The sequence below is a fragment of the Nonomuraea sp. NPDC050022 genome (assembly GCF_044460705.1).
GTDB lineage: Bacteria > Actinomycetota > Actinomycetes > Streptosporangiales > Streptosporangiaceae > Nonomuraea.
Genome location: NZ_JBITKE010000015.1, coordinates 131,146 through 156,181 on the forward strand (window position 1 = coordinate 131,146; position 25,036 = coordinate 156,181).

23 protein-coding genes are annotated in these 25,036 nt (G+C 68.3%); 4 read left to right on the plus strand and 19 right to left on the minus strand.

What is annotated here, in order from left to right; genetic code table 11:
• Positions 1–29 precede the first annotated feature (29 nt).
• A complete protein-coding gene (locus tag ACIBO2_RS47900) occupies positions 30–578 on the minus strand; it encodes a GbsR/MarR family transcriptional regulator (RefSeq protein WP_397304465.1) in 549 nt (182 codons plus the stop codon).
• 91 nt (positions 579–669) lie between these two features.
• On the opposite strand from ACIBO2_RS47900, the gene ACIBO2_RS47905 reads away from it, so the two are divergent.
• Both ACIBO2_RS47905 and ACIBO2_RS47910 read left to right on the plus strand, forming a co-directional pair.
• Positions 670–1,599: an ABC transporter ATP-binding protein gene (locus ACIBO2_RS47905; protein WP_358546497.1), complete on the plus strand. Its 930-nt coding sequence runs from the start codon at positions 670–672 to the stop codon at positions 1,597–1,599.
• A complete protein-coding gene (locus tag ACIBO2_RS47910; RefSeq protein WP_397304466.1) occupies positions 1,596–3,188 on the plus strand; it encodes an ABC transporter permease in 1,593 nt (530 codons plus the stop codon). Before ACIBO2_RS47905 ends, ACIBO2_RS47910 begins: the two co-directional genes overlap by 4 nt.
• Before the next feature lie 8 nt (positions 3,189–3,196).
• On the opposite strand, the gene ACIBO2_RS47915 is transcribed toward ACIBO2_RS47910, so the two are convergent.
• From ACIBO2_RS47915 to ACIBO2_RS47940, 6 genes are all read right to left on the minus strand, one after another.
• Positions 3,197–4,108, minus strand: coding sequence for an RNA polymerase sigma-70 factor (locus ACIBO2_RS47915; protein ID WP_358546503.1), 912 nt, complete (start codon positions 4,106–4,108; stop codon positions 3,197–3,199).
• A complete protein-coding gene (locus tag ACIBO2_RS47920) occupies positions 4,105–5,310 on the minus strand; it encodes an FAD-dependent oxidoreductase (RefSeq protein WP_358546506.1) in 1,206 nt (401 codons plus the stop codon). The genes ACIBO2_RS47915 and ACIBO2_RS47920 overlap by 4 nt, the downstream gene beginning before the upstream one ends.
• 127 nt (positions 5,311–5,437) lie before the next feature.
• The gene (locus tag ACIBO2_RS47925) at positions 5,438–6,463 is read right to left on the minus strand and encodes a hypothetical protein (RefSeq protein ID WP_358546508.1); all 1,026 of its coding nucleotides are present in this window, start codon (positions 6,461–6,463) and stop codon (positions 5,438–5,440) included.
• Positions 6,460–6,981 carry an RNA polymerase sigma factor gene (locus tag ACIBO2_RS47930; protein WP_358546511.1) on the minus strand — a complete coding sequence of 174 codons (522 nt, stop codon included), beginning with the start codon at positions 6,979–6,981 and terminating at the stop codon, positions 6,460–6,462. The genes ACIBO2_RS47925 and ACIBO2_RS47930 overlap by 4 nt, the downstream gene beginning before the upstream one ends.
• A gap of 118 nt (positions 6,982–7,099) precedes the next feature.
• Positions 7,100–7,513 carry a hypothetical protein gene (locus ACIBO2_RS47935; RefSeq protein ID WP_397304467.1) on the minus strand — a complete coding sequence of 138 codons (414 nt, stop codon included), beginning with the start codon at positions 7,511–7,513 and terminating at the stop codon, positions 7,100–7,102.
• A 448-nt stretch (positions 7,514–7,961) separates the two neighbouring features.
• Complete coding sequence (locus ACIBO2_RS47940) at positions 7,962–8,555, minus strand: DUF4291 domain-containing protein (protein WP_397304468.1); 594 nt, start codon at positions 8,553–8,555, stop codon at positions 7,962–7,964.
• 215 nt (positions 8,556–8,770) lie between these two features.
• On the opposite strand from ACIBO2_RS47940, the gene msrA reads away from it, so the two are divergent.
• Together msrA and rarD are read left to right on the plus strand one after the other, a co-directional pair.
• The gene (msrA, locus tag ACIBO2_RS47945; protein WP_357954715.1) at positions 8,771–9,283 is read left to right on the plus strand and encodes a peptide-methionine (S)-S-oxide reductase MsrA; all 513 of its coding nucleotides are present in this window, start codon (positions 8,771–8,773) and stop codon (positions 9,281–9,283) included.
• Between the two features lie 191 nt (positions 9,284–9,474).
• Positions 9,475–10,401, plus strand: a complete 927-nt coding sequence (gene rarD / locus ACIBO2_RS47950) for an EamA family transporter RarD (RefSeq protein WP_358546519.1) — start codon at positions 9,475–9,477, stop codon at positions 10,399–10,401.
• On the opposite strand, the gene ACIBO2_RS47955 is transcribed toward rarD, so the two are convergent.
• The 12 genes from ACIBO2_RS47955 to ACIBO2_RS48010 are packed head-to-tail and all read right to left on the minus strand — an operon-like array spanning position 10,369 to position 24,994.
• Entirely contained in the window at positions 10,369–11,358 is a 990-nt protein-coding gene (locus ACIBO2_RS47955) for a polyprenyl synthetase family protein (RefSeq protein WP_358546521.1), read from the minus strand. The genes rarD and ACIBO2_RS47955 overlap by 33 nt on opposite strands.
• 9 nt (positions 11,359–11,367) lie before the next feature.
• Positions 11,368–12,903 (minus strand): NADH-quinone oxidoreductase subunit NuoN, encoded by a 1,536-nt coding sequence (gene nuoN / locus ACIBO2_RS47960; RefSeq protein ID WP_397304522.1) that lies wholly within the window; start codon positions 12,901–12,903, stop codon positions 11,368–11,370.
• A gap of 47 nt (positions 12,904–12,950) precedes the next feature.
• Positions 12,951–14,510, minus strand: a complete 1,560-nt coding sequence (locus tag ACIBO2_RS47965) for an NADH-quinone oxidoreductase subunit M (RefSeq protein WP_358546526.1) — start codon at positions 14,508–14,510, stop codon at positions 12,951–12,953.
• Complete coding sequence (nuoL, locus tag ACIBO2_RS47970) at positions 14,510–16,381, minus strand: NADH-quinone oxidoreductase subunit L (protein ID WP_397304523.1); 1,872 nt, start codon at positions 16,379–16,381, stop codon at positions 14,510–14,512. The genes ACIBO2_RS47965 and nuoL overlap by 1 nt, the downstream gene beginning before the upstream one ends.
• 51 nt (positions 16,382–16,432) lie before the next feature.
• Entirely contained in the window at positions 16,433–16,678 is a 246-nt protein-coding gene (gene nuoK / locus ACIBO2_RS47975) for an NADH-quinone oxidoreductase subunit NuoK (RefSeq protein WP_246651073.1), read from the minus strand.
• A 47-nt stretch (positions 16,679–16,725) separates the two neighbouring features.
• Complete coding sequence (locus ACIBO2_RS47980; protein WP_358546529.1) at positions 16,726–17,499, minus strand: NADH-quinone oxidoreductase subunit J; 774 nt, start codon at positions 17,497–17,499, stop codon at positions 16,726–16,728.
• Entirely contained in the window at positions 17,492–18,007 is a 516-nt protein-coding gene (nuoI, locus tag ACIBO2_RS47985; protein ID WP_357654965.1) for an NADH-quinone oxidoreductase subunit NuoI, read from the minus strand. The genes ACIBO2_RS47980 and nuoI overlap by 8 nt, the downstream gene beginning before the upstream one ends.
• Positions 17,994–19,349, minus strand: a complete 1,356-nt coding sequence (nuoH, locus tag ACIBO2_RS47990) for an NADH-quinone oxidoreductase subunit NuoH (protein ID WP_358546531.1) — start codon at positions 19,347–19,349, stop codon at positions 17,994–17,996. Before nuoH ends, nuoI begins: the two co-directional genes overlap by 14 nt.
• Positions 19,346–21,733 (minus strand): NADH-quinone oxidoreductase subunit G, encoded by a 2,388-nt coding sequence (locus tag ACIBO2_RS47995; protein WP_397304469.1) that lies wholly within the window; start codon positions 21,731–21,733, stop codon positions 19,346–19,348. The genes nuoH and ACIBO2_RS47995 overlap by 4 nt, the downstream gene beginning before the upstream one ends.
• Positions 21,730–23,019, minus strand: coding sequence for an NADH-quinone oxidoreductase subunit NuoF (nuoF, locus tag ACIBO2_RS48000; protein ID WP_219529170.1), 1,290 nt, complete (start codon positions 23,017–23,019; stop codon positions 21,730–21,732). Before nuoF ends, ACIBO2_RS47995 begins: the two co-directional genes overlap by 4 nt.
• Positions 23,016–23,672: an NADH-quinone oxidoreductase subunit NuoE gene (gene nuoE / locus ACIBO2_RS48005; protein WP_357954685.1), complete on the minus strand. Its 657-nt coding sequence runs from the start codon at positions 23,670–23,672 to the stop codon at positions 23,016–23,018. Before nuoE ends, nuoF begins: the two co-directional genes overlap by 4 nt.
• Complete coding sequence (locus tag ACIBO2_RS48010; RefSeq protein WP_357954683.1) at positions 23,669–24,994, minus strand: NADH-quinone oxidoreductase subunit D; 1,326 nt, start codon at positions 24,992–24,994, stop codon at positions 23,669–23,671. The genes nuoE and ACIBO2_RS48010 overlap by 4 nt, the downstream gene beginning before the upstream one ends.
• Positions 24,995–25,036 lie beyond the last annotated feature (42 nt).

Consider the following 25,036-nt stretch of genomic DNA (forward strand, 5'->3'; position numbering starts at 1 on the left):
GCTGCCCTCTTATCAGGAGACGCGATCTATCAGGAGCCGGACCGCGCCGAGTCGCCTGATCGCTCTGCGGGCTGAGCGTTCAACTCGTTCCACTTGTGCAGCAACTGGGGGACCTCGCTCCGGAGAAACGCGAAAAACCGCCGAGTCTCGTCCATCCGGGCACCCGCGGGCGTGTCCGTACCGAGCACCTCGGCTCCGTCGCGGGCGCCCTCCTCGAAGCGACGGAACACCTCGTCACTCGACGCCGCCGCCCTGTACCAGGCCGCCTGGTCGACGCGGTAATGATCACGGCGCTCACCGGGGTCCCGCTCGCGGGTCACCATCCCGACCCGCATCAGATATTTCACCGCGCCCGAGACCGCCGACGGGCCGACCTGCAGCACGTCGGCGAGTTCGCCGGCGGTGCGCCGGCCGTCGTCGGCGATGAGCAGCGCCGCGAGCACGCGTGCCGCCATGCGCGGGTAACCCGCGTTGGACATGATCACGGCGAACCGTTCGAGGAACCGCAGCGCGTCGGCCGTGCGCACGTCTCCGGTTCTCTCGGTCATGCCGGTCTCGTCGTCGGCTCTCTCGGTCATGCACACCCTTTGCGCGTCGGCTCTGATGGCCACAGGCTACAGACTAACTGGAGTTTCACGAATTTCGTGAAATTCATGTAGTGTCCGAAGTATGGCAAACATGATCTCCGCGTCCGGTCTGGTGAAGACCTTCGGCCGGACTCGGGCGCTCGACGGTCTGGACCTGACGGTCCGGGCCGGTGAGGTGCACGGATTCCTCGGGCCGAACGGGGCCGGGAAGTCCACGACCATCCGGATCCTGCTCGGCCTGCTGCGTCAGGACTCCGGGACCGCTCGGCTGCTGGACGGCGATCCGTGGCGAGACGCGACCGCCTTGCACCGCAGGCTGGCGTACGTACCCGGTGACGTGACCCTGTGGCCGACCCTGTCCGGCGGCGAGGCGATCGACCTGCTCGGCCGGATGCGCGGCCGGATCGACCCCCGGCGCCGGGCCGAACTGCTCGACCGCTTCGAGCTGGATCCACGCAAGAAGGGGCGGGCCTACTCCAAGGGCAACCGGCAGAAGGTGGCCCTGGTCGCGGCCCTGTCCTCGGATGCCGACCTGCTCATCCTGGACGAGCCCACCTCCGGCCTCGACCCGCTGATGGAGGCGGTCTTCCAGGAGAGCATCCAGGAAGAGCGGCGCAAGGGCCGTACGGTGCTGCTGTCCAGCCACATCCTCGCCGAGGTCGAGGCCCTGTGCGACAGGGTGAGCATCATCCGGCACGGCCGCACGGTGGAAACGGGCACGCTCACCGAACTGCGCCACCTCACCCGCACCTCGATCACGGCCGAGCTCACCGGACCCGTCCCCCGGCTCGCCGGATCGGCGGGCGTACACAGCCTGTGGACGCAGGGCAACCGGCTGCGCTGCCAGGTCGATGGCGACGCGCTGGACGCGCTACTGCGTGAGCTCGTGAAAGTAGGCGTGCGGAGCCTGGTCAGCCAGCCACCGACGCTGGAGGAGATGTTCCTGCGCCACTACGAAGACGATCTGTCCGGCGCGGGCTCGAACGGAAAGCACGCGGTGGCACAGCGATGAACACTCTCACCGGCACCGGCGGACTGATCCGGCTCATCCTGCGGCGCGACCGGGTGCGGTTACCGGTCTGGTACGGGCTCGTGGCGCTGCTCGTGATCGGCGTGGCCGGTTCGGTGGCCGCCGCGTTTCCCACGGAGGAGGCGCGCCAGGCGTTCCTCCACACGACCAACGGCGACCCGACACAGCTCATGATGATCGGCCCGATCTATGACTCGTCCGCCGCGGGGCTCGCCGCGTGGCGCGTACGCGGGCAGGCCGCCCTGCTGATCGCACTGGCGAGCCTGTTCCTGGTGATCCGCAGCACCCGCGGAGAGGAGGAAGCGGGCCGTAGCGAACTGCTGGGCTCGACCGTGGTCGGCAGGCACGCGGCACTGACGGCCGCGCTGACCGTGGCGTTCGCGGCGGGCCTGGTCACCGCCCTTGTTGTGGCACTGGGTCTCATGGGCCAGGGACTGCCCGCACAGGGCTCCCTGGTGATGGGGCTGTCGGTCGCCGCGGCCGGCTGGGTCTTCGCCGCGCTCGCGGGCCTGGCGGCCCAGCTGACCGAAAGCGCTCGTACCGCCGCCGGCCTCGCCGCCACCGCGATGGCCATCCTGTACGCGGTGCGCGCGGTCGCGGACCTCGAGCAGAGTTCCTGGGTGTCCTGGCTGTCGCCGTTCGGCTGGACCCAGCGCATGCGTCCCTTCGCCGGTGACCACTACTGGCCGCTGCTGCCGGTCATCGGCCTGACCCTGCTGCTGGTGGCCGGCGCGTACCGGATGTCCGCACGCCGGGACCTGGGGGCCGGCATCCTCCCCGCCCGGCTCGGTCCCGCCGAGGCGGCGCCGGGCCTGCGTACCTCGCTCGCCCTGGCCTGGCGGCTGCAGCGGGGCACGCTGCTCTCCTGGGCCGTCGCGTCGCCCGCGTTCGGCGCCGGTCTGGGAGGCGCGGCGCGGAGCGCCGCCGAGCAACTGAACGCGAGCGAGGCTCTCAGGGGCCTGATCGAGCGGATGGGTGGCGGCGGCCGTCCCGCCGACGGCTTCTTCGCCTTCGTCATCTACCTGATGAGCCAGGTCATCACGGTCTACGCGATTCAGGCGATCCTGCGCTTGCGGGCGGAGGAGACCTCCGGCCACGCCGACGTCATCCTGACCGGCCCGATCGGCAGGCTGCGCTGGGCAGGCGGTCACCTGGCCGTCGTCGCGGCCGGGTCGGCGATCGTCCTGGCCGGGCTCGGTCTCGGGATGGGTCTGGTCTACGGGCTTTCCACGGGCGAGCCGGGTGGCGAGATCGCCCGGCTGTTGGGGGCGAGCCTGACACGGCTTCCTTCGGTCCTGGTGCTGGCCGCCATTCCGGTGCTGGTGTACGGCCTGCTGCCGCGGCTCGCCGCGGTCATCGCCTATGTCGCGCTCGGGCTGTGTTTCGTGCTCGAGTTCGCGGTGGAACTGCTGCACGCCGACCCGTCGATCTTGACGGTGTCACCGTTCGCACAGACCCCCGGGCTTCCGGTCGCCGAATTCACCGTGATGCCACTGATCCTGCTGACCGTCGTCGCCGCCTCGCTCACCGCCGTGGGGCTGGCCGCTTTCCAACGGCGTGACCTCGGATAGCGCGGATCTCAGAGCGTGCGAATGGCCCCCTCGGCAATGGCCCGAAGTTTGTCCGGGTTGGCGATGTTATGGATGGCGGTGATGCGCCCGTCGGCGTCGAAATCAAAGGTGACAGTGGCGATCACGCGTCCCAGACCGCTGAACACCATGCCCGGCCCGCCGTTGATCTCGACCAGTTCGGCGTTCATGTCGCCGGGCTCGACGCCCTGGTACGTGACCTTCCCGATGGCGCCGAACCAGGCGGCGACCGTCTGGGCGCCCACGACCGGAAGCAGGGCCTGCCGGACCTTGCCTCCCCCGTCGGTCCACAACGTGACGTCCGGAGACAGCAGTTCCATGAGGGTGTTGATGTCGCCTCCGGTCGCGGCGGCGAGAAACCGCTCCGTGACGTCGCGCTGCCGCGACCGGTCGGCGGTGAAGCGCGGCCGCCGGGCCCGTACGTGCTCGCGAGCGCGGTGCGCGGCCTGGCGTACCGCCGTCTCGGAACGCTCCACCGCCTGCGCGATCTCGGCATGACTGAAGTCGAAGACCTCCTTCAGTACGAACACCGCGCGCTCCAGCGGACTCAGGGTTTCCAGCACCACCAGCATCGCCGTCGACACCGAATCGGCGTTCGTGATGTCGTCGGCGGTGTCGCCGCTGGTGAGGATCGGCTCGGGCAGCCACGGCCCCACATAGGTCTCGCGCTGGTACCGGGTCGAGCGCAGCCGTTGCAGAGCCAGATTCGACACGATCCGCGCCAGATAGGCCTTGGGGTCGGCCACCTGCGAACGGTCGTCGGCCGACCACTTGATCCACGCGTCCTGTACCGCGTCCTCGGCGTCGGCCACGGTGCCGAGAACGCGATAGGCCACCGAGAACAGCAGATTGCGGTGCTCGTTGAACACCTGCTGGTCGCGGTCCCGGTACGGGCGGGTCATCGCACGCCTCGGACGCGGGTGAAACGGCCGCCACGGGGCCAGAACGCGCCTGAGGCCGGCATCTTCTTCATACGGCCGTACGTCGGCCAGGGCGAAGCGGTCACCGCCTCCTTATACCGTGCCGCCATGCGGCCGGTCAGATGCACCCGTCGGGGGCTGTCGTCGGGGTGGGTGAACTGGACGACCGCATCGTGCCGTCCCAGGCTCACCGGAGTGTGGTAGTAGCCGAAGCGGAACGGCTTGATCCGCTTGCCGTCCAACGCACGGACGATCGACACCGCGGCGTACACACCGGTCGGCATGCCGCCCTGGCAGGTGCCATGCATGACGCCGTAGCCCTGGCGGATCGCGGCCGCGTCGCCCACGGCGTACACATCCGGGTGCGACACCGACCGTAGCGTCGCGTCGGTGACGATACGCCCGCGCTCGTCGACGGTCAGACCGGCGGCGGCCGCCAGCGGCGACACCCGCGTACCACTCGTCCACAGGACGACATCGGCGGCGACACTCTCCCCGCCCGCCAGTTCAACGGAGTCGGGCAGTACCTTCGTCACCTCGATCCCGCTGCGCACCTGGACACCCAGGCGCGTGAGCGCGGACCGCAGATAGGCCTGCGGCTTGGGGCTCATGGCCGCGCCGGGCTCCTGCCGGCCCAGCAGCACGACGTTCAGCTCGGGGTGCCGCTCAGCGATCTCCGCGGCCGACTCGACACCGGTCAAGCCACTGCCGCCGACCACGACCGTACCGCGACCGAGCCGAGCCAGCCGCTCGGCCAGCACCTCAGCGTCGTGGGCGCTGTTGAGGGTGTACGCGTACTCCTCCACACCCGGCACCGTCACCGTGTCGGCCACACTCCCCAGCCCGTACACCAGCGTGTCGTAGCGCAGCACCCGGTCGTCGTCGATCCGCACGACCTTGGCATCTGCCTCGATCGCCGTCACCCAGCCGCGCACGAACCGCGCGCCCGTGCCCTCCAGCAGCTCCGGGATGTTCATCTCGGCGACCTGCTGCCCGGTCGCCGCGATGTGCAGCCGCAACCGCTCGGTGAACCGCTCCTGCGGATTCACCAGGGTCACCTGTACGTCTTCGCGGCCCTTGGTCCGAGCGGCCAGCTGGATCGCCGCGGCCATGCCCGCGTACCCCGCCCCCAGAATCAGAACGCGGCGCGGAGCTGCCATGCCGGTTTCGTGGCGCTTGGTCATTTTTGTACCTTTCGCTTGTACGGACAACCACGGGATGCAAGCAGCCCGCCGATCCGTGACATGCGATCGGTGTGACACGCGCCACAGACGCTCACTTCGAAAGGCAACCCATCCGGTGCGCCGCGTTCTAGAGCCGGGCCGTACAGCCGCGGCACTTGGGAGGCGCCACCGGCCGCACATCGCTCCAGCCCGCCTTCCTGATGATCTCGGCTGACCACGCAACGCCCTCGGGACTCAGCCCCTGTATCCCGAGCAACTGTCCAGTCCTGGGGTCGATCACCAGCTGACCTCCCTGGTACTGGAGAGCCAGCCCGTCGAGCCCGAACGTGCCGGGAACGTCGTCGACCACCTTGACGCCCGGCGCCTTCGCCAGGAGAAGGTAGGCGGCAGCCCTGGTGCCGGGCGTCGCCGGTGAGTTGATGAGCCGCCTGACGGCTTCCGCGAGCCATGGCTCGCGCTCAGCGACCACCTGAGGATCGTAACTCTCCAACAGCCGCGCCCTGAGCGCCGCCGGCTCCTTGGGGAGGTCCCGCAGCTCCGTCAGCGACGGCTTCAACCCATCGGCGAGCTCCAGGCTCTGCTTCAGGTCCGCCGAGCCGTATGCGGGCATGTTCTTGTCGCACCCGCGCGCGGGGCACAACTTGGGCGAGCCGTCCCGTCGCCACGCCTTCAGGCCCTCGGCCGTGTACGGCTTCGACGACATCGGCTCGCGCCAGCCGTAGACCTCGCGGCTGGGCCCGAAGGCGAGCACCTCCATGGCCCGCATCTCCACCTTCATGGCCCGTACTCCGACCTTCGTGTCGTACTCGTCCTTCGTCCGCATGACATCCTCGGTGTCACGTCGCCAGAAACGACCCTTCGCCTCCGGCGTCGCCGCCAGCCTGGCGGCCGCGGCTTCCAGCTTCCGCATAGGCGTGACCGCGACGGGCTCCACCGCAGGTCGAGGTACGAGAACCGTCACAGCTCCGACCACGAGCGCGACGGCCGCCGCCACGAGCGCCATGCTCGTCCACGATCTCCTGCCCACCCGCGCCCCGGACACAGGAGGAGTCGGTGCGGCTGCGAATACCCGCGCCCGCGCCGCCGCCAGTTGGCCGGCCGACGGGGTCGGCGTGTCGGGCATCAGCGAGTCGATGACCTGGAACTCGTTCATTCCAACCCCTCACGAAGCTTGGTCCTGGCCCTGCTCAACCGGGACGCGACCGTCCCCGGGGCGATTCCGAGCGCCGCCGCCACCTCGTCGTACCTCAGCCCGGCGTACGCGATGAGCAGCACCACGTCGCGCTCACCCTGTGACAGTCGCGCCAGCGCCCCCGCCAGCCGGTCGACTGTGACCTTCGCGGTGAGCCAGTCCACGATCCGCTGATCGTGCCCTTCGTCGTCAGGTGGCGGCCCCGTCCGGGCTATGGCACGGTACCTCCGCACCTCGGCACGCCGATGCCGGCCGATGAGGTTGGTGGCGATGCCGTACAGCCACGGCCTGACCTCGCCTACGGCCGAGTCGAAGCGGTCGCGCTGTCTGAAGGCGATGAGGAACGTCTCCGCCGCCAGGTCTTCGGCTACGTCGAGGGCGAGCCTGCGGCCGATGTAGCGCCAGATCTCCTCGTAATGGGCTTCGAAGATGGCCTCGAAGACGCCAGGAGCAGTGATCACACCCTTGCTTGCCCGCAAGCGTGCGATTCTTCCAGAAAATTTTGAGCAGCCGCCCCAGAGGGATGGCCTCCCGGAAACACAAGGCGGCGGATCTGGAGGGACGGCTCACCCGGCGAGACGGTTGTCGCCGTAACTGCTAGCGAACCCACCCCGGCGGTAGATCGTTCGGCGCTCGAGTCCACCACCATCGGGTCTCGTTCCCCTCTGCGAGGGGCCGCCAGTACCGTGCGAGCTGAGCGCCGCCGTCCTCGTGCGTCACGGCGCGATAGCGCTCGTCGAGGCGATCCAGCGTGCGGGTGAGCTTCGTATGAGCCGTTCCTTGCAGAGCCTCGCAATACTCTTCCAGACCATCCCGGACAGTCAGGTCATTGAGGTACGTGTAGCCAAAGTCCTGGCCTGGCCCCCTCTCCTCCATGTCGTTGATCAAGTCCTCCCATATCGAGAAAGAGGAGAGAACGCCATAGATTGGATCCTTTGCCTGCGCCACCTGTTCGGGCGTCCGGCCCTCTTTCTCCACGGCGAGGCGCTGAAGATCGAGGACCCTGATCATCTGACGTTCGTCGGGAGTGAGGCTTCCGGCCAGAGCCTCCGTCTCACTGCCACGCCGCGTAAGGCGAATCATTACTCCCCGTCGCTGATTGTCAGACCGAGGGGGCAGGTCACGCCCGTCCCGCCGATCCCGCAGTAACCGTTTGCCGCAACATCCAACGCGTCACTCATATTGGATTGACCCCAGTTAGGTGCGCCGCGGACCGATCACCATTCTCCTGGCAGGCGGGATCGCGACCGCATGATCAGGTCGATGGCGTGACGCAAGGAAGCCACAGCCTCCTCCTCTGACCGGCCCAGCCTGTGGCTGGCGAGCCCGGTCGCCTGGACGGCTCCCATCAGCGCGCCCACCGCGGCCGCGCGGCCAGCATGATCCCGCGCAGGAACCGCTCGATCCGCAGGTCGGACAGCTGCCGGTCGTCCGAGGCGATCAGCACGCCGAGGAGGTGTCACCCCCGTAGGTGAGCAAGAAGCTCGGCTCCAACGGGATATGAGCGTTCCTGGGGCAGCAGCCGGGCGGCGGAGTCCAGGTCACCGCCGCTGACGAGGGCGTGTATCTCGTGGGCGAGCGGGGTCATGTCGCGGATGGCGACCGTCCATTCGTCGGCGTAGCGTCGTACGGCCTCACCGGAGAGGCCGAGTTGCAGGGATCGGTAGGGCAGCGGCTGCGAACGCAGGCCCCGCTCGGGGTCCCACTGCACGCGGGCGGGGGCGCGCTTCAACTGAAGCTGCCAGGTTTCGCGGTCGGGGTGTACGTCGCGCGCGTAGGTCGACAGGCACGCGTGCCGCAGCGCCCATTCGAAGCCGTCACGGTTGATCTCGACGGCGAGAACGGTCTCCTGTCCTGCCTTGGCGCCCCAGCCGCACCGGTACATCATCCACAGGAACGACGGCTTGATCCACGTCATCCTGTTCCGTTTCCACGCGGCAGGGAAACGGCCGTCGCGGATGGCGGGCAGGCCGATTTCCGGGTCGTACGCCTGGTAGACGGTGATCGTTGAGTCCGAATGGGCGGCACGGATTTCGCGTTGCGGTTGTTCCATGGTGTACAGCGTGAGGGCGGTCGGCTCAGGCGGCCAGCGAATTTTCGAACGGCCGTTCACTCTGGCGGAGAGCGTCGGCCGCGGCACCGTGCGGATCGCCGGTGGCTTGCGGGCACGGAATCGCTTGGAACCCTCGCGTGTTGAGAAGAGCGGGCAGGCATGGGATGCCGGTGGTGCCCGAGCGACCGAGCTGAGAGATCTTGGAGGGGGTCGTCATGGCTACACAGACGCAGAGGGCCGTGCTGGCGGGCGGATGCTTCTGGGGGATGGAGGAGCTGATCCGCCGCCTTCCGGGTGTGACGGCGACCCGGGTCGGATACACCGGGGGTGACGTGCCGAACGCGACGTACCGTAACCACGGGACGCACGCGGAGGCCATCGAGATCCTTTTCGACCCCGAGACGACCGATTACCGGGCGATCCTGGAGTTCTTCTTCCAGATCCACGACCCGAGCACCAAGAATCGCCAGGGCAACGACATCGGTCTCAGCTACCGTTCGGCGATCTACTACGTGGACGACGAGCAGAAGCGGATCGCCGAGGACACGATCGCCGATGTGGACGCCTCCGGACTCTGGCCGGGCAAGGTCGTCACCGAGGTGGAGCCGGTCGGCCCCTTCTGGGAGGCCGAGCCCGAGCACCAGGACTACCTGCAGCATTACCCGAACGGCTACACCTGCCACTTCCCGCGTCCGGGATGGCGGCTGCCCGCCCGCACGGAGGGCTGACCCCGTTCAGCCGTCGGTCGTGGTCGTCCACAGCGGACCGCTGTGGACTCGCGTCAACTCCGCGTCCGCCGAGCAGCTCTCCCTGCCTGCCCGCACCGTGACAAGCCCCGCCACCTTTTAGAAGTCCTACATATTTCCATACAGCAATACGCATTTGTGTTTAAAGGTGGTAATGCCCGAAACTGGACTACATGCCTGACCTGAGGCGCGGTGTGCTGTTCGGGGCTGCCGCCTACACGATGTGGGGTTTGTTCCCCCTGTACTGGCCGCTGCTCAAGCCGTCAGGAGCCATTGAGATCCTCGCGCACCGCATGGCCTGGTCACTGGTCGCGGTCCTGGTGGTGCTGGCCGTGCGGCGCCACTGGTCCTGGATGCGGGCGCTGCTCAAAGAGCCCAGGAAGCTCGCCCTGCTGACGCTGGCCGCCATGATCGTCACCGTCAACTGGGGCGTGTACATCTATGCCGTCAACGCTAACCAGGTGGTCGAGAGTGCCCTGGGATACTTCATCAACCCGCTGATCAGCGTGCTGTTCGGGGTTGTGCTGCTCAAGGAGCGGCTCAGGCCGCTGCAGTGGGTGGCTGTCGGGTTCGGGACGCTCGCCGTGCTCGTGCTGACCATCGACTACGGCCGGCCGCCGTGGATCGCGCTCGCGCTGGCCGTCAGCTTCGGTCTGTACGGGCTGGTCAAGAAGCAGGCGAACGTGGGCGCGGCCGAGAGCCTCACCGTCGAGACCCTGGTACTGCTCACCCCCGCGCTGGGCTACATCCTCTATCTCAGCCTGACCGGGCAGTCCACGTTCGGAACCGAGGGGCTCGGCCACGCGGCGCTCCTGGTCGGGGCGGGGGTGATCACGGCGGTGCCGCTGCTGTGCTTCACCGCCGCCGCCATCCGGGTGCCGCTCAGCACGATCGGCCTGCTTCAGTACATCGCGCCGGTCCTGCAGTTCCTGTGCGGGGTGCTGGTCGCCAAGGAGACGATGCCGGCCAGCCGCTGGATCGGGTTCTCGATCGTGTGGCTGGCCCTGGCCGTCTTCACCTACGACAGCATCCGTACGGCCCGCGCTACCCGGGCCGCGATCAGGAGATCACCCAGAACGCTCGACAACGTAGTCACATAGCGCCAAAAATGCGTTCTTGGCGGGGATGTCTGGGAGGCTGGAAAGGTCGGTACGAGCCCGGTTCACCCAGGCATCCAGCTCGGCCCGCGCCTGTCCCATGGCCGGGTGCGCCCGCAGCAGCGTCAGCGCCTCGTCCAGGTCCGACTCGGCCACCGGCCCCGACAGCAGCTCCGCCAGCCGCGAGGACGGGTCCGAGGCCAGAGCGTAGAGGACCGGCAGCGTCCGGACACCCTCCCGCAGATCGGTCCCCGGTGTCTTGCCCGACTCCGTCGAGGTGGACGCCACGTCGAGCAGGTCGTCCCCCAGCTGCCAGGCCACCCCGACCGCCTCGCACGCCCGGCTGAGCCGCTCCTCGACGTCGGACGGCGCCCCGGACAGCAGCGCCCCGAACCGGCCGGAGGCCGCGATCAGGGACCCCGTCTTGTCCGCCAGCACGCTGATGTAGTGCGCCACCGGGTCCTCTTCGCCGCGCGGCCCGATGGTCTCGCGGATCTGACCCTGGACGAGGCGGGAGAAGGTCTGCGCCTGTACGCGGATGAGCTCCGGCCCGAGGTCGGCCAGGAGGTCGGACGCCTGGGCGAACAGGTAGTCGCCGGTGAGGATGGCCACGGTGTTGTCCCACCGGGCGTTGGCCGACGGCGAGCCCCGGCGTACCGGAGCCTCGTCCATGACGTCGTCGTGGTAGAGCGACCCGAGATGGGTCAGCTCGATGACCACGGCGCCGGGCACGACACCCGGCGCCGACGGATCCCCGAACTGGGCCGCCAGCAGCACCATCAGCGTACGGAAGCGCTTGCCCCCGGCCTCGATGAGGTGCTTGGACGCCTCCGTGACGAAGGCGTCCTCGCTCTCCACCGACGAACGCAGCAGCTTCTCGACAGCGGCCAGTCCGTTGGCCACGTCCTGCGCCAACCGTTCGTCCTCAATGGGAAGGTCAACCACGGGAGGCGCGGACATACAGATCCCCTATCTGATGAACAGGCCGGATGCAGCCTGGTTGGCGAGGTCGAGCATGGGCTGCGGGAAGAGCCCGACTCCTACCGTAATCAGCAGCGAGATGGCGATGACGGCCACGGTCCCCATACTGGGCACCGCGATCGACGGACCGTCGGCCGCCGGGTCGCTGAAGAACATCAGGACGATGACGCGCACGTAGAAGAACGCGGCGATCGCGGAGGCGATGACGCCCAGCACGACCAGCCCGGTCATCCAGCCCCCGAGCGAGTCACCGGCCTCGGACCCACTGGCCAGCGCGGCGGCGAACACGGCGTACTTGCCGAAGAAGCCGCTGGTCAGCGGAATGCCGGCGAAGGCCAGCAGGAAGAAGGCGAAGATGCCCGCCAGGATCGGCGAGCGCTTGCCCAGCCCGGCCCAGCGCGACAGGTGGCCCGCCTCACCGCCGGGGTCGCGGACCATGGTGACCACCGCGAAGGCGCCGACCGTGGTGATGCTGTAGACGAGCAGGTAGAACATGATCGCCGACAGCGACTTGGCGTTCTGCGCGCTCTTGTCGAACGTGGCCATGACACCGATCAGCAGGAAGCCCGCGTGCGCGATCGAGGAGTAGGCCAGCATGCGCTTGATGTCGGTCTGCGTGATCGCCAGGATCGCGCCGACCACCATCGTCAGGGCCGCGACGGCCCACATGACCGGCCGCCAGTCCCAGTCCAGGTTGCCCAGCGCCACCCAGAACACCCGCAGCACGGCGCCCACGGCCGCGACCAGCGTGCCGGAGGCCATGAGGGCGGTGATGGGCGTCGGAGCGCCCTGGTAGACGTCCGGCTTCCACGCCTGGAACGGCGCCGCGCCGATCTTGAACAGCAGGCCGACGCCGAGCAGCGAGACTCCGAGCAGCAGGATCGGGTCGAGCAGCGAGCCGGTGGCCAGGGCCTTGTTGATGCCGGTGAAGGACACCGTCCCGGCGTAGCCGTAGATCATGGCCGTGCCGTACAGGAAGAAGGCCGAGGAGAACGCGCCGAGCAGGAAGTACTTCATCGACGCCTCCTGCGACAGCAGGCGGCGCCGGCGGGCCAGGCCGCACAGCAGATACAGCGGCAGCGACATGACCTCAAGGCCGACGAACATGGTCAGCAGGTCGTGCGAGGCGGGGAAGAGCAGCATGCCGCCCACCGCGAACAGGACCAGCGGGTAGACCTCGGTGTGCGAGCCACCGGCGGCCTCGGCCTCCTCCTCGTCGGCGCTGCCGGGCACGGCCGCCGCCGAGGCGACGAAGTGGCCCTCGTCGTTGATCATCAGCACGCAGACGAACGACAGGACGAGGATGACGCCCCAGATGAACAGCGAGGGCCCGTCGACCGCGACCGCGCCCATGGCGACCGGCGCCGTCGGCACGGCGCCCTTGACCACCTGCACGATGACCAGCGCGAACGCCCCGGCCAGGGACAGCAGGGTGAGGGGTACGTGGATCGACTTGCGCATGTAGCGCGGCGCGAACGCCTCTACGAGCACACCGACGACGGCCGCGCCGAAGACCAGCAGCATCGGCGCCAGCGTGCCGTATTCGATGGTCGGCGCCACGACAGCGTCGTTCACTGGCCGGCCCCCTTCTCAGCGATAGCCGGGTTGTCCACTTTCACGTTGACCAGCGTCTGGGTGACCGTGGGGTTGATCACGTCCAGCAGCGGCTTGGGGAAGAAGCCGAAGCCGATGATCAGCGCGATGAGCGGCGCGAGGACGACGATCTCGCGCACGTTCAGGTCCTTGAAGGCCTTCACCGGCTCGGCGGTCGGCCCGTTGAGCGCCCGCTGCACCATCCACAGGATGTAGACGGCCGCCAGGATCACGGCCAGCGCGGAGACGATCGCCGCGACCGCCAGCGCGCCGGACCCGAAGGCGGAGCTGGTGTAGGTGCCGATCATCACCATGAACTCGCTGACGAACGACGACAGCCCCGGCAGCGACAACCCGGCCAGGCCGGCGATCAGGAAGAAGCCCGCGAGCAGCGGGGCGACCTTCTGGACGCCTCCGTAGTCGGCGATGTGCGGCGAGCCGCGCCGGGCGATGAGGAACCCGGCGGCCAGGAACAGCGCGCCGGTGGCGAAGCCGTGGTTGACCATGTAGAGCGCGGCGCCGGACTGCGACACCTGCGACATGGCGAACACGCCCATCACGATGAAGCCGAAGTGCGAGATCGACGTGTAGGCGATGAGCCGCTTCATGTCGGTCTGCCCGATGGCCACGATCGCGCCGTAGATGATGCTGATGACCGCGAGGACCACGATGGGCATCGTGAACGCCTTGGCCGCGTCGGGGAACAGCTCCAGGCAGAAGCGGAGCATGCCGAACGTACCGACCTTGTCGAGCACACCCACGAGCAGCACGGCGGCGCCGGCCGGAGCCTGCGCGGCCGCGTCGGGCAGCCAGGTGTGCACCGGCCAGAGCGGCGCCTTGATCGCGAAGGCGATGAAGAAGCCGGCGAACAGCCACTTCTGCGTCGCGGGGTCCTGGATGACGCCGACGAGCTCGGGGAACATGAACGTGCCCTTGCCCGCGACGACGTACAGCGCGATGACCGCGACCAGCATGAGCAGGCCGCCGAACAACGAGTACAGCAGGAACTTGACGGCCGCGTACGACCGCTGCGCGCCACCGTACGACCCGATCATGAAGTACATCGGGATCAGCATGGCTTCGAAGAAGACGTAGAACAGGAAGATGTCGGTCGACGCGAAGACGCCGATCATCATCGCTTCCAGCACCAGCAGCAGCGAGAAGTACGTCTTGACCGACCGCTTCGGGGTGATCAGCGTGCCGTCGGCGCTCTGCGTGCCGTCGGCGTCGTGCCAGGAGGCGAGCACTACGATCGGCACCAGCACCGCCGACAGCGCGATCAGCACGAGCGCGATGCCGTCGACGCCGACCCCGAACTTCACGCCGAAGCTCGGGATCCAGTCGGGGTCCGCCTGGAACTGGAACCTGGGGCCGCCCGTCTTGAACTGGGCCGCCATGACGAGCGTCAGCGCCAGCACGACCAGGGACACCAGCAGCGTGGCCTGTTTGGCCAGCTTGTCACTGCCCTTGGGAAGCAGGGCCACCACGATGGCGCCCAGGACGGGCACCGCCATGAGTATCGGGAGCCAGGGTGACATCAGATGTTCCCAACGAGGAGCAGGGCGCCTGCCAGGAGGGCAGCACCGAACAGGATGGACAGCGCGTAGGATCTGGCGAAGCCCGTCTGGATCCGCCTGAGACGCCCCGAGGTCCCGCCGATGCCCGCCGCCAGGCCGTTGACCAGCCCGTCGATGCCGCGGTTGTCGAAGTACACCGCGAAGCGGGTCAGCCACTGGCCGGGGCGCATGAACAGGGACTCGTTGAGCGCGTCGCCGTAGAGGTCACGACGGGCGAACGTGGTGAGGAAGGAGCCGCGCGGCGCCACGGCGGGCACCTCGGCCCTGCCGTACCTGACCCAGGCGAAGCCCGCACCGACGGCCACCAGCGCCAGCGTGACCAAGCCGGCCGTGCTGGTGAAGTCGAACTCCGGCCGCTCTTCCGCGGTGCCCACGGCGACCTTGAGGAAGTCGTACAGCCTGTTGCTCAGGATCAGGTAGCCGCCCAGGAAGAGCGCGCCGAGCGACAGGATCATCAGCGGCCACGTCATGACGGCGGGCGACTCGTGCGGGTGGGCGTCCTTCTCCCAGCGCTTTTCGCCGAAGAAGGTCATGAAGACCATCCGCGACATGTAGAAGCCGGTGATGCCCGCACCGAGCACGGCCAGCCAGCCGAGGATCGGCTGGTGGTGAACGGCGGTCTCGATGATGCCGTCCTTCGTGAAATATCCGGACAGCAGGGGGAAGCCGATGATCGCCAGGTAGCCGATGAAGAACGTCGCGAAGGTGATCGGCATGTGCTTGCGCAGCCCGCCGTACTTCCGCATGTTCACCTCGTCGTTCATGCCGTGCATGACCGAGCCGGCCCCGAGGAACAGGTCGGCCTTGAAGAAGCCGTGCGTGATCAGGTGCCCGATCGCGAAGGCGTAGCCCGCCGGGCCGAGGCCCGCGCCGAGCATCATGTAGCCGATCTGCGACATCGTCGAGCCGGCCAGGCCCTTCTTGATGTCGTCCTTCGCGCAACCGATGATGGCACCGGCCAGCAGCGTGGCCGCGCCGACGATCGAGACGGCGAGCGCCTGCGCCGAGTCCGGCGGGAAGAAGAACGCGCCGGAGCGGACCACCAGGTAGACACCGGCGGTGACCATGGTCGCCGCGTGGATCAGGGCCGAGACCGGAGTCGGGCCCTCCATCGCGTCGAGCAACCAGGACTGCAGCGGCAGCTGTGCCGACTTGCCGCACGCGCCGAGGAGCAGCAGCAGGCCGATCGCGGTGACCGCGCCGCCGGACGGCGGGCTCTTCGCGATCTGCGCGCCCAGCTCGCTGAAGGTCAGCGTGTGGAACGTGGCCAGAATGATGAACATGCCGACCAGCAGCCCGAAGTCACCCACGCGGTTGACGATGAACGCCTTCTTGGCCGCGACCGCCGCCGAGGGCTTGAACTGCCAGAACCCGATGAGCAGGTACGAGGCCAGGCCCACGCCCTCCCAGCCGATGAACAGCCCGACGTAGTTGTCGGCCAGCACCAGCAGGAGCATCGCGGCGACGAAGAGGTTCAGATAGGAGAAGAACCGGCGCCGCTCGGCGTCGTGCGACATGTACCCGATCGAGTAGATGTGGATCAGCGATCCGACACCGGTGATCAGCAGCGCGAAGCTGATCGACAGCGGGTCGATCAGCAACCCCATGTCGACCATGCCGGGAATGAACTCATACAGATGTACGGCCTGACGGCGCTGTTCTTCCGGTAGGCCGATGAGCTCGAAGAAGGTCAGCACCGCCACGACGAACGAGGCGAGGGACATGGCCACGCCCAGCAGATGGCCCCACCGGTTGGTCATGCGTCCGAGGATCAGCAGGATCGCCGCACCCAGCAACGGGAAGGCGATCATCAGCCAAGAGGCCCCGATCATGCCGCCGGCGGTGTGCTGGACGATCTCAGCAGGAGATTCCACCAGTCACCTCTAGTACTTCAGCAGGTTGGCGTCGTCTACCGACGCGGACCTGCGGGTTCGGAAGATCGTCACGATGATGGCCAGGCCGACCACGACCTCGGCCGCGGCCACCACCATCACGAAGAACGCGATGATCTGGCCTTCGAGGTTGCCGTTCTGCCTGGCGAAGGCGACGAAGGCGAGGTTGCAGGCGTTGAGCATGAGCTCGACGCACATGAACACCACGATCGCGTTGCGCCGGATCAGCACGCCCATCGCGCCGATGGCGAACAGCAGGCCCGACAGGACGAGGTAATGGGTGGTCACTTGGACTCCTCCTCAGCCGACTCGACGGCGGCCCTGTGCTTGATGGCCTCGGCGAGCTTCGGGTCCTCGGGCAGATGACCCTGCTCGACGTCGAACCGCGCGATGTAGCGGTTGACCGAGCTCTCCGCGACCGAGCCGTCGGGCAGCAGCGCCGGCATGTCGATGGCGTTGCTCCTGGCGTAGGTGCCGGGTCCGGGCAGCGGCGACGGGCGATCGCCGAGGAACCGGGCGCGGGCCAGGTCCTTCTGCGAAGGCCGTACGGTCAGCCGCTCGCGGTGCGCCAGCACCATCGCGCCGAGCGCGGCGGTGATCAGCAGCGCCGAGGTGATCTCGAAGGCGAAGACATACTTCGTGAAGAGCAGCAGCGCCAGCGAGCGGATGTAACCGGCCTGCCCGATCGCCGAGGCCAGCCCGGCCTCCTTGGCGAAGACGGCGTTGCCAATGGCCAGGATGACCAGCGCGGCGAAGCCGACGGCGGCGATCGCGGCCCAGAAGCGCTGACCCCGCAGCGTCTCCACCAGCGAGTCGGAGGAGTCGACGCCGACCAGCATGAGCACGAACAGGAAGAGCATCATGACGGCGCCGGTGTAGACGATGATCTGCACCGCGGCCAGGAAGGGCGCGTCCTGCACGGCGTAGAGGACCGCGAGGCAGAGCATCACGGTGCCGAGCATCAGCGCCGAATAGACGGCCTTCCGGTTGAACACCATGCCGAGTGCCGCGCCGACGGAGACGACGGCGAGCACCCAGAAGGTAATGGTCTCACCCATTGGTCCGTCCCAGCCGGTAGTAGTCCTCTTCGGTGTCCCCGAGCCGCATGGGGTGCGGAGGCTGCTCCATCCCCTGGGTCAGGGGCGCGAGGAGCATCTCCTTGGTGAAGATGAGGCTCTCGCGGTTGGTGTCGGCCAGTTCGTACTCGTTGGTCATCGTGAGGGCCCGTGTGGGGCACGCCTCGATGCACAGACCGCAGAGAATGCACCGCAGATAGTTGATCTGGTAGGTGCGGCCGTAACGTTCACCCGGCGAGAAGCGCTCCGCGTCGGTGTTGTCGGCACCTTCCACGTAGATGGCGTCGGCCGGGCACGCCCAGGCGCACAGCTCGCAGCCGACGCACTTCTCCAGCCCGTCAGGCCAGCGGTTGAGCTGGTGCCGCCCGTGGAAGCGAGGCGCCGTGGGCCTCTTCTCCTCCGGGTAGTTCACCGTGACGGGCTTCTTGAACATCGTGTGGAAGGTGACCCCGAAGCCCTTGACGGGGTTCAGCCAATCAGTTAGTCCCACTGGGAATCTCCTTGTGCTGCACCCCGTGGTAGTGCGGCAGGTCGAGCGGCGGCACAGGGAAGCCACCGGCCGTTGGCTCGTTGGACAGCTCCTCGAACTCCGCCTCGACCTCCGCCTTCTTCGCTTCCTTGCGGCGCTGGTTCACGGTGTCGAACCGGGCCCAGATGCCGAGCGCGCCGACGATGACGACCACCGCGACCACCATGACGGGTGCCAGGCTGCCCTGGAAGCCGGCTTCGCCGTTCTTGACGTACATGACGGTCCGGATCGTGGCGACCAGCATGATCCACGCCAGGTTGACCGGGATGAGAACCTTCCACCCCAGCGACATGAGCTGGTCGTAGCGGACGCGCGGCAGCGAGGCCCGCACCCACACCACGAAGCAGAAGACCAGCACGAACTTGACGAAGAACCACAGCAGCGGCCACCAGCCCTCGTTCGCGCCGGCCCAGAACCACGTGATCGGGAACGGAGCCCGCCAGCCACCGAGGAACAGCGTGATGGCCATCGCCGAGGCGACGAAGGTGTGCAGGTATTCGCCCATCATGATCAGCGCGAACTTCAGCGACGAGGAGTACTCGGTCTGGAAGCCACCGACCAGCTCGCCCTCACCCTCGGGCAGGTCGAACGGGATACGCGCGGCCTCACCGAAGGCGCAGAACACGTAGATCAGGAAGGACGGCAGCAGCAGGACGACGTACCAGGAGGGCATCGACATGCCCCACAGCTCGCCGCCGGTCGCCTGCGACTTGACGATCTCCGACGTCGACAGCGTCCCCGCGAACAGGAACACGCCGACGAAGGACAGACCCATCGCGATCTCGTACGAGACCACCTGCGCCGCCGACCGGAGCCCGCCCAGCAGCGCGTACGGCGAGCGCGACGACCAGCCGGCCAGCACCACGCCGTAGACCGAGATGGCACCCATGGCCAGCATGAACAGCACGGCCACCGGCAGGTCGACCAGTTGCAGCGGCGTCCGCACGCCGAACAGGTTGACCATCGGCCCGAACGGGGTGATCGAGAAGGCCAGGAAGGCCGGGATCACCATGATGACCGGGGCCATCAGGTAGAGCAGCTTGTCGACGGTCCGCGGGAAGAGGTCTTCCTTCAGTCCCATCTTGATGCCGTCGGCCACCGACTGGAGCAGGCCGAACTTGCCCGCCCGGTTGGGGCCGAAGCGGTTCTGCATCCTGGAGATCAGCTTCCGTTCGAACCAGACGCCGAACAGAATGCAGAGCATCAGGAAGGCGAACAGCATCACTGCCTTGATGATGGTGATCCAGAGCGGATCCTTGCCGAAGTCGGCAAGCGTCGGATCAGTCAGGAGAACAGGGATCATGAGGCGCTCCCGATCGTGACGATGTCGCCGGCCGCCGCGCCGAGATCGCGCGTGACCGAGCAGCCGCCGGAGTTCGCCGGCACCCAGACCACCCGGTCGGGCAGGTCGGCGACGCGCACCGGCAACGTGACCGCGTTGGGTCCTTGACCGCCGACGACCAGCTTGTCGCCGTCGACGACGCCGATCTCCGCCGCGGTGGCCTCCGAGACCAGCGCTTCGGCCGGCCGGGCGGTGCCCGCGAGGTACGGCTCGCCGTCCTGCAGGCGGCCGTCGTCGAGCAGCAGGTGCCAGCTGGCCAGCAGCGCCTCGCCGGACCGCGGCGCGAGCTGCGAGCGGGTGGCGGTGCTGGGGGCGGCGACGCGGGTGCCGCGCCAGGAGCCCATCGCGCTCAGCTCGCGGCGGGCGGCCGCGGCGTCGGGCAGGCCCAGGTGGACGTCCATCCGGTCGGCCAGGTTGCTGATCACGGCCAGGTCGCTCTGCAGGCCGGGCACCCTGAGCGGGGCCCCGAAGGAGCGGCCCCTGCCTTCCCAGTTGACGAACGTGCCGCCCTTCTCCTGCACGGCGGCGACCGGCAGGACCACGTCGGCCCGGTCGGTGACCGCGCTGGCGCGGATCTCCAGGCTGACGATGAACGGGGTGTTCTCCAGCGCGGCCAGCGCCGCGGCCGGGTCGGCCAGGTCGTAGGGGTCGACACCGGCCACGACCAGCGCGTCGAGCTTGCCCTCCAGTGCCGCGAGGAGCATGCCCGTGGTGTCGCGACCCGGCGCGTCGGGCAGCGAGCCGACGTTCCACGCCCTGGCGACCTCGGCCCTGGCGCTCTCGTCGCCGGCCGGGCGGCCGATGGGCAGCAGGTTCGGCAGCGCGCCCGCCTCGATGGCGCCCCGCTCGCCGGCCCTGCGCGGGACCCAGGCGAGCTTGGCGCCCGACGCGGTGCTGAGGCGTACGAGGGCGGACAGAGCACCCGGAACAGTGGCCAGCCGCTCACCGGCGAGCACGATCGTGCCCTCAGCGAGCGAGCCGACCAGCTCGCCGATCGCGTCGGCCTCCGCGCCCGGCGCGGTGCGGATGAGCGTGCCGCCCATCTTGGCCAGGCCGTTGGTGGCGAACGGGGCGATCGCCGTGACCTTCAGGCCCTTCTTCATCCACGCCTTGCGCAGGCGCAGGAAGACGATCGGCGACTCGTCCTCGGGCTCGAACCCGACGAGCAGCACGGCAGGGGCGCTCTCGAGGTCACTGTAGGAAACCTCGATGCCCCTGCCGGCCACGGCGTGGGCCAGGAACTGCGCCTCCTCGGCGGAGTGCGGCCTTGCGCGGAAATCGATGTCGTTGCTGCCGAGGGCCAGCCGGGTGAACTTGGCGTAGGCGTAGGCGTCCTCGACCGTGACCCGGCCGCCCACCAGCACCCCGGCCCTGCCGCGCGCGGCGGCCAGGCCACGGGCCGCGACGCTGAGCGCCTCCGGCCACGAGGCGGGTTCGAGCACGCCGTCCTCGTTGCGTACCAGCGGCGTCTTGAGCCGGTCGGGCTGCGTGGCGTAGGAGAACGCCCAGCGGCCCTTGTCGCAGTTCCACTCCTCGTTGACCTGCGGGTCGTTGCCCGCCAGGCGGCGGGTGACCCGGCCGCGCCGATGGTCGGTGCGCAGGCTGCAGCCGGAGGCGCAGTGCTCGCACGCGCTCGGCGTGGAGACCAGGTCGAACGGCCTGGCCCGGAACCGGTAGGCGGCGCCGGTCAGCGCGCCGACCGGGCAGATCTGCACCGTGTTGCCGGAGAAGTAGGAGTCGAACGGCTTGCCGTCGGCGACACCCACCTGCTCCTTGGCCCCGCGCTCGAAGAAGTCGATGAACGGGTCGCCGGCGATCTGGTCGGAGAAGCGGATGCAGCGGGCGCACTGGACGCAGCGCTCGCGGTCGAGCAGGACCTGCGAGGACAGCGGCAGCGGCTTGGGGAAGGTCCGCTTCTGCTCCTGGAACCTGGACTCGCCCTGGCCGTTGGACATCGCCTGGTTCTGCAGGGGGCACTCGCCGCCCTTGTCGCAGACCGGGCAGTCCAGCGGGTGGTTCATGAGCAGCAGCTCCATGGCCCCGCGCTGCGCCTTCTCGGCGACCGGCGAGGTGAGCTGGGTCTGCACCACCATGCCCTCGGCGACCTCGATCGCGCAGGACGGCTGCGGCTTGGGGAAGCCACGGCCGTTGCCGGCGTCGGGGATGTCGACCAGGCACTGGCGGCAGTTGGCCGCCGGGTCGAGCAGCGGGTGGTCGCAGAAGCGCGGGATCTGGATGCCCAGCAGCTCTGCCGCCCTGATGATCAGGGTGCCCTTCGGGACGCTGACCTGGAACCCGTCGATGCTGAGGGTCACCAGATTGGTCTCTACGGCGGTTGTTGTCACTGGTCACCCCAGAGAGTGGACTTCTTCGCGTCGAACGGGCAGCCGCCGACCTCGAAGTGCTTGAGGTACTCGTCGCGGAAGTACTTCACCGAGGAGTGGATCGGGCTCGTCGCGCCGTCACCGAGCGCGCAGAACGAGCGGCCCAGGATGTTGTCCGCGATGTCGGTGATCGTGGACAGGTCCTCCTCGGTGCCCTGGCCCTTCTCCAGGCGCTTGAGCACCTGCTTGAGCCAGTAGGTGCCCTCGCGGCACGGCGTGCACTTGCCGCACGACTCGTGGGCGTAGAACTCCGTCCAGCGCAGGACCGTACGGACCACGCAGGTCGTCTCGTCGAAGATCTGCAACGCGCGGGTGCCGAGCATGGAGCCCTTGGCGCCGACCGACTCGAAGTCGAGCGGCACGTCCAGGTGCTCGTCGGTGAAGATCGGGGTGGACGAGCCGCCCGGGGTCCAGAACTTGATCTCGTGGCCCTCGCGGATCCCGCCCGCCATGTCGAGCAGCTCGCGCAGCGTGATGCCGAGCGGCGCCTCGTACTGGCCGGGCCGGGTGACGTGGCCGCTCAGCGAGAAGATGCCGAAGCCCTTGGACTTCTCGGTGCCCATCCCGGCGAACCAGTCGGCCCCGTTGGTCACGATTGAGGGAACACTGGCCACAGACTCCACGTTGTTCACAACAGTAGGCGAGGCATACAGGCCCGCCACGGCCGGGAACGGGGGCTTGAGCCGCGGTTGACCTCTGAAGCCTTCGAGCGAGTCGAGCAGCGCCGTCTCCTCGCCACAGATGTACGCCCCGGCGCCGCTGTGCACGACGAGTTCGAGGTCGTAGCCGGAGCCGAGGATGTCGGTGCCGAGGTAGCCCTTCTCGTACGCCTCGCGCACGGCCGCGTGCAGCCGCCGGATGACGTGCAGCACCTCGCCGCGCACGTAGATGAAGGCGTGGTTGGCCCGGATCGCGTAGGCGGTGATGATGACGCCCTCGACCAGCGAGTGCGGGTTGGCCATCATCAGCGGGATGTCCTTGCAGGTGCCCGGCTCCGACTCGTCCGCGTTGACGACGAGATAGTGCGGCTTGCCGTCACCCTGGGGGATGAAGCCCCACTTCATGCCGGTCGGGAAGCCCGCGCCGCCGCGACCGCGCAGGCCGGAGTCCTTGACGGCCTGGATGACCGCGTCGGGGTCCATTCCCAGCGCCTTCTTGGCCGCCTCATACTCGCCGTAGCCGGCGAGGGTGAAGGAGTTGGCCTGGTCCCAGTTCGCGGTCAGGACCGGGGTGAGAGTCGTGCTCATGCCTCTGGGGCCTTCCATCCGTTGGCCTTGGCGACCTTGAGGCCCTCCAGCGAGGGACCCGCCGCCGACGGGCCGTCGCCCGCCAGGTCGTCGGGCAGGCCCGCGAGCACCCGCGAGGCCTCCTTGAAGGTGCAGAGCTTCTTCGGCCCCCTGGTCGGCCGGACGTCCTTGCCGTCACGCAGGTCGTCGACGAGCTGCTTGGCCGACTCGGGCGTCTGGTTGTCGAAGAACTCCCAGTTGACCATCATGACCGGGGCGAAGTCGCAGGCCGCGTTGCACTCGAGGCGCTCCAGCGAGACCTTGCCGTCGGCGGTGGTCTCCTCGTGGCCGACGCCGGTGTGCTCCGACAGCTCTTCCCAGATCTGGTCGCCGCCCATGACGGCGCACAGCGCGTTGATGCAGACGCCGACGTGGTAGTCACCGGCGGGCTTGCGCTTGTACATGGTGTAGAACGTCGCGACACCGACGACCTCGGCCTTGCTGAGGCCCAGCATCTCCGCGCAGAACTCCTGCCCGTCGTCGGAGACGTGACCGTCTTCGGACTGCACGAGGTGGAGCAGCGGCAGCAGCGCCGACCGCGTCTTCGGATAGCGTCCGATGATCTCCTTGGCGTCTCGTTCGAGACGCTCTCGGACTTCCGGTGAGTAAGTCACCGGTCCACACCTCCCATGACGGGGTCGATAGATGCCACCGCAGCGATCACGTCCGCGACCTGGCCGCCCTCCGCCATGGCGGGGAAGCCCTGCAGGTTGCAGAAGGACGGCTCGCGGAAGTGGACGCGGTAGGGGCGGGTGCCGCCGTCGCTCACCACGTGCGCGCCGAGCTCGCCCTTGGGCGACTCGATCGAGGCGTACGCCTGCCCGGCCGGCACCCGGAATCCCTCGGTCACCAGCTTGAAGTGGTGGATGAGGGCTTCCATGGAGCTGCCCATGATGTGCGCGATGTGGTCGGGCGAGTTGCCGAAGCCGTCGGGGCCCAGCGCGAGCTGCGCGGGCCAGCCGATCTTCTTGTCCTCGATCATCACGGGGTCGCCTTTGAGCGGCCCGGCGATGCGGTCGAGAGCCTGCTCGACGATCTTGAGCGACTCCTCCATCTCCCGCATCCGGACCAGGTAGCGGGAGAACACGTCGCAGCCGCGCTCGGTCGCCACCTCGAAGTCGTAGGTCTCGTAACCGCAGTAGGGCTGCGACTTGCGCAGGTCCCACGGCAGTCCGGCCGAGCGGAGGATGGGCCCGGTGATGCCCAGAGCCATGCAGCCGGTCAGGTCGAGGTAGCCCACGTCCTTGGTGCGGCGCAGGTAGACCGGGTTCTCGTCGAGCAGCTTGCGGATGTCCTTGATCCGCTGTGGCATGATCTTGAGGAACTCGCCGATCTTGTCGACCGCACCCGCGGGCAGGTCCACGCTGACGCCGCCGGGGCGGACGTAGGCGTGGTTCATGCGCAGCCCGGTGATGTACTCGAACAGGTCCATGATCAGCTCGCGGTCGCGGTAGCCGAACAGGAAGGGCGTGGTCGCGCCGAGCTCCATGCCGAACGTGCCCATCGCGACCAGGTGCGAGGAGATCCGGTTGAGCTCCATCATCATCACGCGGATGGCCTGCGCCCGGTCCGGGACGCGGTCCTCGATGCCGAGCAGCTTCTCGACGCCCAGGCAGTAGGCGGTCTCGTTGAAGATCGGCGAGAGGTAGTCCATGCGGGTGACGAACGTGGTGCCCTGCGTCCACGTCCGGTATTCGAGGTTCTTCTCGATGCCGGTGTGCAGGTAGCCGATGACGCCGCGCGCCTCGGTGACCGTCTCACCGTCGAGGGTCAGGACCAGCCTCAGCACGCCGTGCGTGGACGGGTGCTGCGGGCCCATGTTGATGACCAGCCGCTCGTCGTCGGACTCGCGGACGCCGCTGACGACCTCGTCCCAGTCCGCGCCGGTGACCGAGTAGACCTTGCCCTCGGTCGCCTCGTCATATCCGGTGCTCACGAGTGAACCTCACTTCGTACGTCTACGCTCAGCTCGATGTAG